15 protein-coding genes are annotated in these 13,198 nt (G+C 61.4%); 10 read left to right on the top strand and 5 right to left on the bottom strand.

From position 1 onward, the window contains the following. The first annotated feature begins 11 nt into the window (after positions 1-11). From pgk to GVL52_RS22820, 3 genes are all read left to right on the top strand, one after another. Positions 12-1,214, top strand: a complete 1,203-nt coding sequence (gene pgk, locus GVL52_RS22830) for a phosphoglycerate kinase (protein ID WP_160011313.1) — start codon at positions 12-14, stop codon at positions 1,212-1,214. A gap of 302 nt (positions 1,215-1,516) precedes the next feature. After that, positions 1,517-2,413, top strand: a complete 897-nt coding sequence (locus GVL52_RS22825) for a fructose bisphosphate aldolase (RefSeq protein WP_160011312.1) — start codon at positions 1,517-1,519, stop codon at positions 2,411-2,413. A 268-nt stretch (positions 2,414-2,681) separates the two neighbouring features. Continuing rightward, positions 2,682-3,599: a PhzF family phenazine biosynthesis protein gene (locus tag GVL52_RS22820; RefSeq protein ID WP_160011310.1), complete on the top strand. Its 918-nt coding sequence runs from the start codon at positions 2,682-2,684 to the stop codon at positions 3,597-3,599. A 149-nt stretch (positions 3,600-3,748) separates the two neighbouring features. Here GVL52_RS22820 and GVL52_RS30485 read toward each other — a convergent pair whose 3' ends face one another. Continuing rightward, the gene (locus GVL52_RS30485; RefSeq protein ID WP_200847884.1) at positions 3,749-3,913 is read right to left on the bottom strand and encodes a hypothetical protein; all 165 of its coding nucleotides are present in this window, start codon (positions 3,911-3,913) and stop codon (positions 3,749-3,751) included. Between the two features lie 174 nt (positions 3,914-4,087). On the opposite strand from GVL52_RS30485, the gene GVL52_RS22815 reads away from it, so the two are divergent. The 3 genes from GVL52_RS22815 to GVL52_RS22805 all read left to right on the top strand — a co-directional run bounded on the left by GVL52_RS22815 (position 4,088) and on the right by GVL52_RS22805 (position 6,482). Continuing rightward, positions 4,088-5,374 carry an MFS transporter gene (locus GVL52_RS22815; RefSeq protein ID WP_160011308.1) on the top strand — a complete coding sequence of 429 codons (1,287 nt, stop codon included), beginning with the start codon at positions 4,088-4,090 and terminating at the stop codon, positions 5,372-5,374. A 19-nt stretch (positions 5,375-5,393) separates the two neighbouring features. Next, the gene (locus GVL52_RS22810; protein ID WP_160011306.1) at positions 5,394-5,585 is read left to right on the top strand and encodes a DUF1192 domain-containing protein; all 192 of its coding nucleotides are present in this window, start codon (positions 5,394-5,396) and stop codon (positions 5,583-5,585) included. A 381-nt stretch (positions 5,586-5,966) separates the two neighbouring features. After that, positions 5,967-6,482, top strand: coding sequence for a DUF1465 family protein (locus GVL52_RS22805; RefSeq protein ID WP_037069316.1), 516 nt, complete (start codon positions 5,967-5,969; stop codon positions 6,480-6,482). A gap of 179 nt (positions 6,483-6,661) precedes the next feature. Here GVL52_RS22805 and rpmE read toward each other — a convergent pair whose 3' ends face one another. Beyond that, positions 6,662-6,883 carry a 50S ribosomal protein L31 gene (gene rpmE / locus GVL52_RS22800; RefSeq protein WP_160011304.1) on the bottom strand — a complete coding sequence of 74 codons (222 nt, stop codon included), beginning with the start codon at positions 6,881-6,883 and terminating at the stop codon, positions 6,662-6,664. Between the two features lie 192 nt (positions 6,884-7,075). Here rpmE and GVL52_RS22795 point away from each other — a divergent pair, with 192 nt between their 5' ends. The 4 genes from GVL52_RS22795 (at position 7,076) to GVL52_RS22780 (ending at position 9,869) form a co-directional block, all read left to right on the top strand. Next, complete coding sequence (locus GVL52_RS22795; RefSeq protein WP_160011302.1) at positions 7,076-8,881, top strand: ABC transporter transmembrane domain-containing protein; 1,806 nt, start codon at positions 7,076-7,078, stop codon at positions 8,879-8,881. A gap of 59 nt (positions 8,882-8,940) precedes the next feature. Continuing rightward, positions 8,941-9,234, top strand: a complete 294-nt coding sequence (locus GVL52_RS22790) for a BrnT family toxin (RefSeq protein WP_160011300.1) — start codon at positions 8,941-8,943, stop codon at positions 9,232-9,234. Next, positions 9,215-9,556 (top strand): CopG family antitoxin, encoded by a 342-nt coding sequence (locus GVL52_RS22785; RefSeq protein ID WP_160011298.1) that lies wholly within the window; start codon positions 9,215-9,217, stop codon positions 9,554-9,556. Before GVL52_RS22790 ends, GVL52_RS22785 begins: the two co-directional genes overlap by 20 nt. 121 nt (positions 9,557-9,677) lie before the next feature. Further along, positions 9,678-9,869: a YegP family protein gene (locus GVL52_RS22780; protein WP_160011296.1), complete on the top strand. Its 192-nt coding sequence runs from the start codon at positions 9,678-9,680 to the stop codon at positions 9,867-9,869. Positions 9,870-9,963: 94 nt separating this feature from the next. Here GVL52_RS22780 and GVL52_RS22775 read toward each other — a convergent pair whose 3' ends face one another. The 3 genes from GVL52_RS22775 to GVL52_RS22765 all read right to left on the bottom strand — a co-directional run bounded on the left by GVL52_RS22775 (position 9,964) and on the right by GVL52_RS22765 (position 13,003). Continuing rightward, complete coding sequence (locus GVL52_RS22775) at positions 9,964-10,995, bottom strand: peptidoglycan -binding protein (RefSeq protein ID WP_160011294.1); 1,032 nt, start codon at positions 10,993-10,995, stop codon at positions 9,964-9,966. Positions 10,996-10,998: 3 nt separating this feature from the next. Further along, positions 10,999-12,102: a flagellar motor protein MotA gene (locus GVL52_RS22770; RefSeq protein WP_160011292.1), complete on the bottom strand. Its 1,104-nt coding sequence runs from the start codon at positions 12,100-12,102 to the stop codon at positions 10,999-11,001. Between the two features lie 100 nt (positions 12,103-12,202). Then, positions 12,203-13,003 (bottom strand): inositol monophosphatase family protein, encoded by an 801-nt coding sequence (locus GVL52_RS22765; RefSeq protein WP_160011290.1) that lies wholly within the window; start codon positions 13,001-13,003, stop codon positions 12,203-12,205. Between the last annotated feature and the right edge of the window lie 195 nt (positions 13,004-13,198).

Raw genomic sequence — 13,198 nt, 5'->3', positions numbered from 1 at the left:
CGGATTTTTCCATGCCTTCCTTCAAGACCCTCGATGACCTCAACGACGTTGCCGGAAAGCGCGTTCTCGTCCGCGTCGATCTCAACGTCCCGGTAAAAGATGGCAAGGTGACGGATGTGACCCGCATCGAGCGCGTCGCCCCGACCATTCTGGAACTCTCCAGGAAGGGCGCCAAGGTCATCCTTCTCGCCCATTTCGGCCGCCCCAAGGATGGCCCGTCGCCGGACCTGTCGCTGTCGCTGATCGCCCCTTCCGTCGAAGCGGTGCTGGATCACCCGGTGCAGACGGCAACCGACGCCATCGGTGAGGCTGCGGCAACCGCCGTGTCCGCCATGAAGAACGGCGACATCCTGCTGCTCGAGAACACCCGCTTCCACAAGGGCGAGGAAAAGAACGATCCCGATTTCGTCAAGGCGCTGTCCGCCAACGGCGATATCTACGTCAACGACGCCTTCTCTGCCGCCCACCGCGCACACGCTTCGACCGAGGGCCTGGCCCGTCACCTGCCCGCCTATGCCGGCCGCACCATGCAGGCCGAACTGGAAGCGCTGGAAAAGGGCCTCGGCCAGCCGGTCCGTCCTGTCGTCGCCATCGTCGGCGGCGCCAAGGTGTCCACCAAGATCGACCTGCTCATGAACCTGGTGAAGAAGGTCGATGCGCTGGTTATCGGTGGCGGCATGGCCAACACCTTCATCGCCGCCCGTGGCACCAATGTCGGCAAGTCGCTCTGCGAGCATGACCTGGCAGACACCGCCCGCCAGATCATGATCGAAGCCGCAACCGCCGGCTGCGCCATCGTTCTGCCCGAGGACGGCGTCGTCGCCCGCGAGTTCAAGGCCGGTGCTGCCAACGAAGTGGTCGCCATCGACGCCATCCCTGCCGATGCAATGATGCTCGACGTCGGCCCGAAGTCGATCGAGGCCGTCAAGTCCTGGATCGAGCGCGCCAACACCCTGGTCTGGAACGGCCCGCTCGGCGCCTTCGAAATCGAGCCCTTCGACAAGGCAACCGTCGCCGCGGCACAATTTGCCGCTGAGCGCACCAAGGCTGGCAAGCTGACCTCGGTTGCCGGCGGCGGCGACACGGTCTCTGCCCTCAACCACGCCGGCGTTGCCGATGACTTCACCTACGTCTCGACCGCAGGTGGCGCCTTCCTAGAATGGATGGAAGGCAAAGTCCTTCCGGGCGTCGAAGTCCTCGTCAAGACCGCCTGACGCAATATGTCCGGCGGATGGGCGGAGATGGGTCCACCCATCCGCCGGACGAGACGCTTCTGCATTATTTCAACATTTTAAACGATTGAAATAATTTCAATCGTTTCAGTTAGTTACAGCCATATTTCCCAACAAAAAAACTTCTGCTATCCGCGGATCGTGGCCTCGGGCGAAACTTGACATAAGTTAACGCCTTGAAGATCTCGATCTGGGCATTGATCGATACGGCGCAGCCGGTTGGTCGCGAGATCAAGGAAGACAAATGAGCGCATAACGCGCCATTTTCAGGGATAGGAGCGAATATGGTGGACGCAAAGATGTTGAGCAAGATGAGCTCGGCGCCCGGTTTTATCGCGGCACTGGATCAGAGCGGTGGTTCAACACCCAAAGCGTTGAACCTCTACGGCATTTCCGACAGCGACTACCACGGCGACGACGAAATGTTCCGCCTGATGCACGCCATGCGCGTCCGCATCATGAGCGCGCCTGCCTTTTCGGGCGACAAGGTTGTTGGCACTATCCTGTTCGAACGGACCATGGACGGCGACGTCGACGGCCAGGCAGTTCCCTCCTATCTATGGGAAAAGCGCGGCGTCGTGCCCTTCCTGAAGATCGACAAGGGCCTGAACGGCGAGGAGAACGGCGTTCAGACGATGAAGCCGATGCCCGATCTGGATGCCCTTCTGATCCGCGGTCGCGAGAAGGGAATTTTCGGAACCAAGATGCGCTCAGTGATCGCCAATGCCGACAAGGCCGGGATCGCCGCCGTCGTGCAGCAGCAGTTCGAGGTGGCGCGGCAGATCATCGGCCAGGGCCTGATGCCGATCATCGAGCCCGAAGTTTCCATCGGGAGCCCGACGAAGCAGGAAGCCGAGGCCATTCTTCGTGACGCGATCTTAGACCAGTTGGACAAGCTTCCCGCAGGGGAAACCGTCATGATCAAGCTGACGATCCCGACGGTCGCCGATTTCTACGCTCCCTTGATCGCCCATAAATCGGTCGTCCGGGTCGTCGCTCTTTCCGGCGGCTACAGCACCGCGGAAGCCTGCGAAAAGCTCACCCACAATCATGGCATGATCGCGAGTTTCTCGCGCGCCCTGGCGGAGAACCTGCGCGTCTCGATGAGTGACGCGGAGTTCGACGCGAGCATGGCGAAAACGATCGACCAGATCTACGCCGCGAGCGTGAACAAGGCCTGACAGACACCTGCAATCGTCGCAGCCACCGGCGCACCGCCGGTGCCCGGCGCTGCAGGGAGAGAAAAAACCGCGTCGGAAACGGCGCGGTTTTTCCGTTTTGGTTCGCTGATCGATGCCATCAACAAGATTGACTGGTAAGGCGCCCTCGGCGCGCCTACAGCCTTTCCGGGAGACCGACCTGCGTCAAAACAAGGAGCTGAAGAGCGGCTCGCGGATCTGAAGGATCGCGACGCGCTTTAGCATCGCCTCAACGTATCTGGAGATGCCGATGCCGACCGCCGACTTCACCACAGTGGATGTCTTCACGACCACCCGCTTCGAGGGAAATCCGCTCGCCGTGATGACCGATGCACGCGGCCTCACCGACGCCGACATGCAGAACATCGCCGTAGAATTCGGCTATTCCGAAGTCACCTTCGTGCTGCCTCCTTATGATCCCGACAACACCGCCCGTGTCCGCATCTTCACCCCCACCATGGAAGTGCCGTTCGCCGGCCATCCCAATGTCGGCACCGCCTATGTGCTCGGCGAACGTGGCGAGCTCTTCGGCCGCCCGGTCGGCAATGTCATGCGCTTCGAGGAAAAGGCCGGCATCGTCACTGTCGAACTGAAACGCGATGGCAACCGCGTCCTTTCCGCCGCCATCCGCGCGCCGAAACAACTGGTCACCGGCCGCACCGTTCCCGAAGACACAGTCGCCCGCTGCATCTCGATCGACAGCGCCATGGTCAGCGCCCGCGTCCACCGCCCGCTGCTCGCCTCCGTCGGCCTCAGTTTCGTCGTCGCCGAACTGGCTGACCTTGAAGCACTCGCCAGCGCCCGCCCGAACCTTGCCCATTTCCAGGATGCCGCCGGCCCGACGCCGGAGGGCAACCACGATTTCTCGCTGTTCGTCTATGTCCGCACGCCCGAAGCCCCCTGGACGATCCGCGCCCGCATGTTCGCGCCGCTCGACAACGTCCCCGAAGACCCCGCCACCGGCAGCGCCTCCGCCGCCCTCGGTGCCTATCTCGTCTCGCTGGAACCGGAACCGGACATGAATGTTGCGCTGACAATCGAGCAAGGCGTCGAAATGGGCCGTCGCAGCCTCATCGGCATCGATGTGGTGAAGAAGGATGGGATCGTGACGGACGTGACGATCTCCGGCGCCTGCGCGCCAGTGATGCGCGGCAAGATCGACTGCTGAGACCAACGTTTCCGCCGTAGAATATCACACCCACGACCGGACTGGCTGCCTGCATCGAGCGAGGACTTTTCCCTCTACATCAGATCGCACTGGCCGAAAGCAGCGGTGATGGACGGCTCATGGACGCACCCCGGAGCGGCCCCAAACCCTCACACGAACAGATCCCGCCCCAGCAGTGCCACCGCCCAGATCGCAAAGGCAAACAGGGCGATCTTCCAGAAGTCCCCTCGCTTGCGCAGCCCGGGCACACCGAGCGGTTTGATCACGTGAACAACCATCGCCAGGATGAGCAGCAGCGCGATCAGTTTCGACATGTCTTTGTTGTTCCGTATGTTCTCAATGTCACAGGACCGACATTATTTCGCGTAACCACTGCTTGTAAGCATGCCGTAAAGGCATTTTGGGGCACAATCAACAATCTTGAGACTGGGCGGCGCGGCCTGCTGCCATATGTCTTTCTGAAGTCATTTTGCAGAGTCTGGGAAAACATGAAACGCAATCTGTTGTCCGTCGCCGCACTGTTGTTCGGCACGCTTTTCCTTTTCATGGGCAATGGTCTGCAGGGCATTCTGCTTCCCGTCCGCGGCAATCTGGAAGGTTACGCCACCACGACGCTCGGCCTGCTCGGTACCTCCTGGGCCGCCGGCTTCGTCATCGGCTGCCTGGTGGCGCCGAGGATGGTCAGCCGCGTCGGCCATGTGCGCGCCTTTTCCGGCTTCATCTCGATCATCGCCATCATCGCGCTGGTCAGCGGCATTGCCGTCCATCCGGTCTGGTGGGTGCTTCTGCGCGCCGTCACCGGCTTTTCGACGGCCGGCACCTCGATGATCATCGAAAGCTGGCTGAACGAGCGCGCCACCAACGAAAGCCGCGGCGCGATCTTCTCGCTCTATATCGCCATCACCCTGATCGGCGTCGTCGCCGGCCAGATGATGATCCCGCTCGAAGACGTGCGCGCACCGACGCTGTTCATGATCTGCGGCATCTTCTACTGCATCGCCATGCTGCCGACGACACTGTCGACCGCTGCCTCGCCGCAGCCGCTGAAAGCCGTCAAGCTCGACCTGCGGGCGCTCTACCGCAACTCGCCGGTCTCCTGCCTCGGCATCCTTCTCGTCGGCATCGCCAATGGCGCCTATGGCACGCTTGGCGCCGTCTTCGGCGCCGGCGCCGGGCTGTCGGATACCTCGATCGCCATCATGATGAGCTCGACCATCTTTGCCGGTGCCTTGATGCAGCTTCCGGCCGGCCGCCTCTCCGACCGCATCGACCGACGCTACGTGCTGGCCGCGATGTCGGCGATTGCCGCCTTCGCCGGGCTGATGCTCGCCATCCTGCACCCCTCCTCGCCTGTTTTCATCATCAGCCTCGTCGTGCTCTACGGCGCGGTGGCAAACACGCTCTATCCGATCGCCGTTGCCCATGCCAACGACTTCGCCTCCTCGGACGACTTCGTCAAAGTCTCCGGCGGCCTGCTGCTGCTCTACGGCATCGGTACCATTATCGGCCCGACCATCGGCGGCCCCGTGATGTCGATTGCCAGCCCGCACGCGCTGTTTCTCGTCACCGCCTTTGCCCATGTGTTGATCACCGTCTACGCCATCATGCGCAGCCGCGTGCGCGCCGCCATTCCGGCCAGCGACCGCGACGCCTTCACCAACATCCCGACGGCGACCTCGCAGATGATGACGCCGGAAAGCATGTCGCTCGCCGACCGCAATCCGGCCAGGGCCGCCGAACAGGCCCAGGCAGAAGCGCAGTTGAAATACAACTGACACCCGTGGAGGACGAGACATGAGCATCACTGACGACGACCGGCCGCAGAAGAAGCCGAATCACGAGATCGGCATGGATCTGTCGATGATCTCGGCCGACGAGCTGAAATCGCGCATCGACCTGCTGAAGGCCGAAATTTCCCGTATCGAGGCGGAAATGGCGCGCAAGGCATCGGGAAGGTTGGCTGCAGAAAACCTCTTCAAATCCTGACCCCGGGAAAGGGCGGATTTGATTTATATCGGCAGCGCAAGTGCTAATTCGGGACAGACTTAATGAGGCGTTAAGCTTTATAAGGTATTACTGTAGTCATCCGGACTTGCTCTGGGTCTCAGACAGTTTCCCATGCGGTGAATTGGTCTGATTTTTCTCCCTGTTTTACCTTGAGAGCCGCTTTTGCGGCTCTCCTTTTTTGTCTTGGCTGGGGACGAAATCCACGAAACTGTGGAAGTTAACCCTTTATTAAGAAACGCCTTGCGCAATTGGGCTAAAGCTACCATCTTTAAAGTCATAAAAGCCCGTCGATGAAACCTTTTAGCATCGACAGGCGTTACCTGACCAATAAGTAAGATGCGTGCAACAGGGACTGTTTAAATGTCAGAGCTTGGATTGAATACGATCAGTTTTGCAGGACGCGCTGCCGCATCGTCGCAGTTTAAGACACTGTACTCGGAAGGCATGTCGCTGGTCGAAGAGACCGCCGCCTATCTCGATGGCAACGGCCGCACTGCTTCGAAGGTCTTGCCGCGCATGGCATCTGTGCTTTACGCAGCGGAATCGATGCGCCTCACCACCCGCCTGATGCAGATGGCCTCCTGGCTTCTCCTGCAGCGCGCTGTCAACAATGGCGAAATGTCGCGCGATCAGGTTCTGGCCGAGAAGAACAAGGTTCGCCTCGACGGCTTCAACGTCGACCGCAATGCGCCGGGCTGGGGCGATCTGCCGGAATCCTTCCGCGACCTGATCGAACGCTCGCTGCGCCTGCAGAACCGCGTTGCCCTGCTCGACCGCGAAATCTATCGCCCGAACGAGGCACCGATCGTTCCCGACAACCAGAACAGCGTCCAGGCCCAGCTCAGCCTGCTGCAGACGGCATTCGGCAACAACTGATCCCAATCCAAGTCGAAGTAGACTATCAAACCGGCTGCGTTCCCTGCGCGGCCGGTTTTTTTGTTGCCTTGGATGCTGGCATCCAACGGTCACTGAGCATGTTGGATCAATGCATCAGCCCGAACGCAAAAAAGCCCCGCTTTCGCAGGGCCCTTTCAAAATCTGCCGAACAGCAGCGATTAGAGGCCGAGGCCGCCGAAACGCTTGTTGAACTTGGAAACGCGGCCACCGCGGTCCATGAGCTGCTGGTTGCCGCCGGTCCAGGCCGGGTGGGACTTGGAATCGATTTCGAGGTTCATGACAGCGCCTTCAGCGCCCCAGGTCGAACGGGTCTCGTATTCGGTACCGTCGGTCATGACCACCTTGATCGTGTGGTAGTCGGGATGGATATTCGCCTTCATAACAATCTTCCTGCGATGCAACGTCCAATTTGACGCACCACGTTGCGACAAGAGGACCGATTGAATAAATGAAGCCGCAGTCGCTTCTGGCTACGGCTTCCCATTAGGATGCGGTGCCTATACATGAAGGCCATTAGGATAACAAGAGCCCTCGACCGTGTTGCACGGTGTTGACGGCTGCTGGAGATCGAATTGACAGAAGCATCGCAGACCGAGAAGAAAAAATCACGCTCATTGAAGCCTCTCGGTCGATTGACGCCCTATGTCATGCGCTATCGCGGCATGGTCACCGGCGCGATCATAGCACTGGCGCTGGCCGCCATCACCTCGCTGGCGCTGCCGCTCGCCGTCCGCCGGATGATTGACCACGGCTTCAGCCATTCTGACGGCCGCTTCATCAACAGCTACTTCGTCATGCTGATGGTAATGGCCGTGGTTCTCGCGATATCGAGCGCCATGCGCTACTATTTCGTCATCACCCTTGGCGAGCGCATCGTCTCGGATCTCCGCCGAGATGTCTTCGCCCATGTCACCCGCCTCTCCGCCTCCTTCTTCGACGTCAACCAGTCAGGCGAGATCGTCTCGCGGCTGACGGCCGATACCACGCAGATCAAGTCCGCCGTCGGCGCCACCGCCTCGGTCGCGTTGCGCAACATGATCCTGTGTCTTGGCGCCATCGGCATGATGGTCGTCACCTCGCCGAAGCTCGCCAGCCTCGTGCTCGCCGCCATCCCGCTGATCGTCTTCCCGCTGGTCGCCTTCGGCCGCTCGGTGCGCAAGCGCTCGCGCGCCGCCCAGGACACACTCGCCGAGGCCTCGGCCTTCGCCAACGAGACCATCGCCGCCACCCGCACCGTCCAGGCCTTCGGCGGCGAGACCGCAGCGGCAGACCGCTATGGCGCGGCCGTCGAGACCGCCTATGGCGCCGCCCGCGCCGCCATCCGCTCGCGCTCGCTGCTGACGGGTATCGCCATCACCCTGATCTTCGGCAGCGTCGTCGCCGTGCTCTGGGTCGGCGCCCACAATGTGCTCGAAGGCACGCTGTCGGCAGGCACGCTCGGCCAGTTCCTGCTCTACTCGGTCATTGCCGCCGGTTCGCTCGGGGCACTGTCGGAAGTCTGGGGCGAGCTGTCGCAGGCAGCCGGTGCCGCCGATCGCCTGACCGAACTGCTCGACGAAGTCTCGCCGATTGCAACGCCCGCCAACCCGGCAGCCCTCCCCGATCCGAGCCTTGGCCGCGTCGAGTTCGCGGACGTTCACTTCGCCTATCCCTCGCGCCCCGGCACCTCTGCGCTGCACGGCCTGAGCTTCGCGGTCAAGCCCGGCGAAACCGTCGCCATTGTCGGCCCATCCGGTGCCGGCAAGACCACCATCTTCTCGCTGCTGCTGCGCTTCTACGACCCACAGCAGGGCGCCGTCCTGATCGACGGCATCGACGCCCGCACAACCGATCCTGATGGCCTCAGGGAGCGCATGGCAATCGTCCCGCAGGACGTGACGATCTTTGCCGCCTCGATCCACGAGAACATCGCCTTCGGCCGCCCCAGCGCCAGCCGCGACGAGGTCCGCGCCGCCGCCATCGCCGCCCAGGCCGACGAGTTCATCGCCCGCCTCGACAACGGCTACGACACCGAAGTCGGCGAGCGCGGCATCATGCTCTCAGGCGGCCAGCGCCAGCGCATTGCGATTGCCCGCGCCATCCTCAAGAACGCACCGGTGCTGCTGCTCGACGAGGCCACCTCCGCACTCGATGCCGAGAGCGAAACGCTGGTCCAGCGCGCGCTCGACGGCCTGATGGACGGTCGCACCACGCTGATCATCGCCCACCGCCTGGCAACCGTGCTGAAGGCCGACCGCATCCTGGTGCTGGACCAGGGCCGCGTCGTCGAGGAAGGCACCCACCAGAGCCTCATCCGCCACGGCGGCATCTACGCCAAGCTGGCGCGGCTGCAGTTCGATGCCGGCGCCGAAGAGTTTGTCGCCGCAGCGAACCACTAGCAGTTGCAACGGTGAAAAACCTGCAATAGCGTTGCGCCCAATCGGTTTGGGCGCAGGCGATGCAGTTTCATGGCTTTGAGTGGGACGATGGAAACTGGCCGAAATGCGGCAAGCACGGCCTGTCGAAACACACGATCGAATCCGTGTTTGAACGACCTGTCACCGTTCTGGATGACCCCTTCGATCCTGTACAGGAACCAAGGCTGCGCGCCATCGGCAAGGATGTGGCCGGCCGGTATATCTTCATCGTCTTTTGCCTGCGCGTCCGAAACGATGTAACCTTGCTGCGACCCATCAGCGCCCGACACATGCATGCGAAGGAGGTGAAGCACTATGAAAAGCAAAAGTCCTAAACCACTTCCGACTTTTGCGTCCGATCAGGAGGCCGAGGCTTTCGTCGATCACGCTGACCTGACCGAGTTTGACCTCTCGACCGGCAAGACGATGACTTTCGAACGGTCAGAAGCGAAACCCTTCGCCACCACCGGTTACAGGTTCGTGATCTCACAGGATGCGGAGCATTGCTTCCGTGCGGCCTTCAAGGACCCCAGTGGGAAGATCCTGCTTTCATCCGTTCCATTTGGAACGAGGGAGGCTGCGTTCAAGGCGATCCAGACGTTCAGGGCGGCGATTTCATCTGCCTCGACCCGCGACACCTCGGACGCCGCGGCCTGATCCTCCCCTCCCCGCCACCCCGCAACAAAACACCCAAATATCCAGATGGAATAGTTGAGTTTTTTGTTTTAGGCTGTGCTTGTAGATTTAATCAACGTCCTGATTCCGGGAGAAAAAATCGATGTATAAGTTCGAAGTTTATAAGGACAAGGCAGGCGAGTTTCGTTTTCGTTTCAAGGCATCGAACGGCGAATCGATGTTCGGCTCCGAAGGCTACAAAGCCAAGGCGTCAGCGATGAGCGCGATCGAATCCATCAAGAAGAACGCTCCCGGCGCCACCGTCGAAGACACGACGAAGGCGGCAGACGCCTGATACAAGAAAGGCGGCACCTCCGGGCGCCGCCTTTTTCTTCGCTTGGATCGCAAGCTCTTCGGGATCGCAGGCAAATGCCTCTCCCCTCACCCGATCATTTCTCTGTCAGCTTCAGCTCGATACGGCGATTGGTCGCCCGCGCCTCCGGCGTATCGCCCGGCGCAATCGGCTGGAACTCGCCGAACCCCGCCGCCACCAGCCGGTCGGCCGGCACGCCTTGAGAAATCAGGAATTTGACCACCGAGATCGCACGCGCCGACGATAGCTGCCAGTTGTCGGTATATCGCCCGGTGCCGGCCAGTGGCACGTTGTCGGTATGGCCATCGACACGCAGCACCCAGTTGATCTCCGGCGGAATTTCCTTGGCGACATCGAGCAGCGCGGCGGCAAGCTTGCCCATCTCCGTCTGCCCGTCCGGGTTGAGATCAGTGCCGCCCGAGGGAAACAGCACTTCCGACTGGAACACGAAGCGGTCGCCGACGATGCGGATATTCTCGCGATCCGACAGGATTTCGCGCAGCCGCCCGAAGAAGTCCGAGCGATAGCGGTTGAGCTCCTGCACCCGCTGTGCCAGCGCCACGTTGAGCCGACGGCCGAGATCGGCGATCTTCGTCTGCGAGCTCTGGTCCTTCTGTTCGGACGCCTGCAGCGCCACTTCGACGGCGGCGATCTGGTTGCGAAGCGCTGCGATCTGCTGGTTCAGCAGTTCGACCTGGCTCATCGCCCGGTCGCTCATCTGCTTCTGCTCGTCGAGTTCCTTGGTCAGCCCACCGATCCGCGCCTGCGCCGCATCCTGCCCACCGGAGCCGGCAGACAACAGCGATTGCAGCCGTGAGCGATCGCTCTCCGCCGTTGCCAGCGACGCCTGCAGATTGGCGACATTGTCCTCGAGATCCTGCTTGCTGCCCTTCTCGAGCGCCAGCAGCTGCGTCAGTTCGTTGATCTGGCTGTTCAGCCGGCTCATCACCTCGTCGCGGCCCGATATCTCGCGGCTGAGGATGAACTGGCCGACGACGAACACCGTCAGCAGGAACATCACCGCAATCAGGAGCGTCGACAGCGCATCGACGAAGCCAGGCCAGTAGTCCACCGTGCGTTCGCGGCGGCGGTTGCGGGCAAGAGCCATGGCTTACTTGCCCTCGCTTTTCTCGGTCTGCGGAATGCGCGGCGTGCGCTCGGTCGCCACGTGCTTGTCCTGCGTGCCGATCCGCTCGGCCAAACGGTCGAGCGTGCGGCGCATCGCCTTCGCCTCGTCCTGCTGCGCCTCGATCCAGTCACGCAGCATCTGCTGCTCGTTGCGCATGTTCTTGACGAGGCCCTGAATGCCTTCCGCCAGATTGGCCATGGCCGCAACCGAGCGCTGGCTGCCGGCACCGCCTTCTTCGGAGAGCTTCTGCATGTATTCCGAAAGTGCCCGAATTTCCTCCGGCGAAACCCCGCCCTTGCCATCGATTACAGGGGCAGCCAGATCGGAACCGACATCAGTCACCGACGACAGCCAGTTTTCCAGTTCGGTGTAGAAGCGGTTCTGCGCGCGCCCCGCCTGCAGATCGAGGAAGCCGAGGATCAGCGAACCGGAAAGACCGAGCAGCGATGACGAAAATGCCTGCCCCATGCCGGACAGCGGCGTCGATAGCCCCTCCTTCAGCGAGCTCAGCACATCGGCAGAACCGCCCGTGCCGGCATCGAGCGACTGGATGACGTTGCTGATCGAGGCGATCGTGCCGATCAGACCCCAGAAGGTGCCGAGCAGGCCGAGAAACACCAGCAGGCCGATCAGATAGCGCGAGACATCGCGCGACTCGTCCAGCCGGTTGGCGATCGAGTCGAGAATGGAGCGGAACGCCGTGGTCGATATCCCGCTTGCCGACGCCTTGCGGCTGCCGATCAGCGTGCGCATCGGCGCCAGAAGCTTCGGATCGCGGCTCACCTTGTCGGCGCTGCCGGCAGCGCGGAACGAATTGAACCAGCGCACCTCGGGCCTGAGCGCCAGCACATGGCTGAACACCAGGATCACGCCGATGCCCAGCACGCCGAGAATGAGGCCGTTGAGGCCCGGATTGTGCATGAAAGCCGTTTGCGCCTGCCGGAACAGGATGGCCGCAATGAAGCCGACGATGACGAGGAACAACACCATGGTCCAAAGGAACGGCATCGGGCTGGATAGCTTGTAGCTGTAATTTCCCGTGGTTTTTTCGGTCGAGCCGAACTCCGCCACATTCACATTTTCCATAGATTCCGCAGCCTCCGGCTTCATCGCCGCCGGAGACTAGAACATCATTGTGCCGAATTGAAGTATGCGGAACGGAAAACCGTGTCTTTACAACAGCGATTTACCGGCTGGGAACAGGGCGCTTTGCAACTTCGAGCAAGGCCTTCTGGATATGCTCGTTGCCGGCAACGACGCCACCGGTTTCCAGCATCGACGTGCCGCCGTCAAAATCGCTGACATAACCGCCAGCTTCGCGGATCAGCAGGATACCGGCTGCGATATCCCAGGAGTTCAGACCGGTTTCCCAGAAGCCGTCGAAACGGCCGGCCGCGACGTAGGCCAGATCGAGAGCGGCAGCACCCATGCAACGAACGCCGGCAACTTCGCCCATGACGTGGCGCAGCTCGACCAGAGCCTTGCCGTGATTGCCGCGACCAAGATGCGGCACGCTGCAGGCAACGACCGAGTCCGAAAGCACCCGGCGTCCGCCGACGCGCAGACGGCGATCGTTGAGGAAGGCGCCGCCACCGCGCTCTGCGGTGTAGAGCTCATCGGTCGCCGGGTTGAAGATCACGCCGGCAACGATCTCGTTGTTGCGCTCGAGCGCGATCGACACGGCAAACATCGGAATGCCGTGCAGGAAATTGGTGGTGCCGTCGAGCGGATCGACGATCCAGCGATGCGCGCCGTCGGTGCCCTTGATCTCTTCGCTTTCCTCGCCGAGGAAGCCGTAGGTCGGGCGAACCTTGAGCAGTTCGTCCTTCACCAGCTTTTCAGCCTTGCGATCGGCGATGGTGACGAAGTCGCCCGGTCCCTTGACCGAGACCTGCAGGTTCTGCACTTCGCCGAAATCACGCCCCAGTGATTTTCCTGCCTTGATGGCAGCCTGAACCATGACATTGAGAAGAGCTGAACGGGCCATGTGGGCACTTATCCTTGAACGGTAAACAGAAGGCGCTGTCAGGGCGGGAAAAGTCCCTGATCACTGAAGAAGGCAGCGCTCTATAAAGATTGGCGGCTTCAAGACCACAAAACCGCGGAAATTTCAAGAGCGCTGCAGAACGTCGTGCAGATCGTTTTTCCGACGACGCTTGCATTACGCCCGCAAACACGCCCG

The organism is Rhizobium sp. 18055 (genome assembly GCF_902706285.1).
GTDB lineage: Bacteria > Pseudomonadota > Alphaproteobacteria > Rhizobiales > Rhizobiaceae > Rhizobium.
The sequence above is the reverse complement of the archived record's forward strand: the minus strand, read 5'-3'. Positions and strand labels throughout refer to the sequence as shown.

Bases quoted from the DNA above. Each gene is read 5' to 3' on its own strand.
- pgk (WP_160011313.1), top strand. From the start codon at position 12: ATGCCTTCCTTCAAGACCCTCGATGACCTCAACGACGTTGCCGGAAAG.
- GVL52_RS22825 (WP_160011312.1), top strand. From the start codon at position 1,517: ATGGTGGACGCAAAGATGTTGAGCAAGATGAGCTCGGCGCCCGGTTTT.
- GVL52_RS22820 (WP_160011310.1), top strand. From the start codon at position 2,682: ATGCCGACCGCCGACTTCACCACAGTGGATGTCTTCACGACCACCCGC.
- GVL52_RS30485 (WP_200847884.1), bottom strand. From the start codon at position 3,913: ATGTCGAAACTGATCGCGCTGCTGCTCATCCTGGCGATGGTTGTTCAC.
- GVL52_RS22815 (WP_160011308.1), top strand. From the start codon at position 4,088: ATGAAACGCAATCTGTTGTCCGTCGCCGCACTGTTGTTCGGCACGCTT.
- GVL52_RS22810 (WP_160011306.1), top strand. From the start codon at position 5,394: ATGAGCATCACTGACGACGACCGGCCGCAGAAGAAGCCGAATCACGAG.
- GVL52_RS22805 (WP_037069316.1), top strand. From the start codon at position 5,967: ATGTCAGAGCTTGGATTGAATACGATCAGTTTTGCAGGACGCGCTGCC.
- rpmE (WP_160011304.1), bottom strand. From the start codon at position 6,883: ATGAAGGCGAATATCCATCCCGACTACCACACGATCAAGGTGGTCATG.
- GVL52_RS22790 (WP_160011300.1), top strand. From the start codon at position 8,941: ATGCAGTTTCATGGCTTTGAGTGGGACGATGGAAACTGGCCGAAATGC.
- GVL52_RS22785 (WP_160011298.1), top strand. From the start codon at position 9,215: ATGAAAAGCAAAAGTCCTAAACCACTTCCGACTTTTGCGTCCGATCAG.
- GVL52_RS22780 (WP_160011296.1), top strand. From the start codon at position 9,678: ATGTATAAGTTCGAAGTTTATAAGGACAAGGCAGGCGAGTTTCGTTTT.
- GVL52_RS22775 (WP_160011294.1), bottom strand. From the start codon at position 10,995: ATGGCTCTTGCCCGCAACCGCCGCCGCGAACGCACGGTGGACTACTGG.
- GVL52_RS22770 (WP_160011292.1), bottom strand. From the start codon at position 12,102: ATGGAAAATGTGAATGTGGCGGAGTTCGGCTCGACCGAAAAAACCACG.
- GVL52_RS22765 (WP_160011290.1), bottom strand. From the start codon at position 13,003: ATGGCCCGTTCAGCTCTTCTCAATGTCATGGTTCAGGCTGCCATCAAG.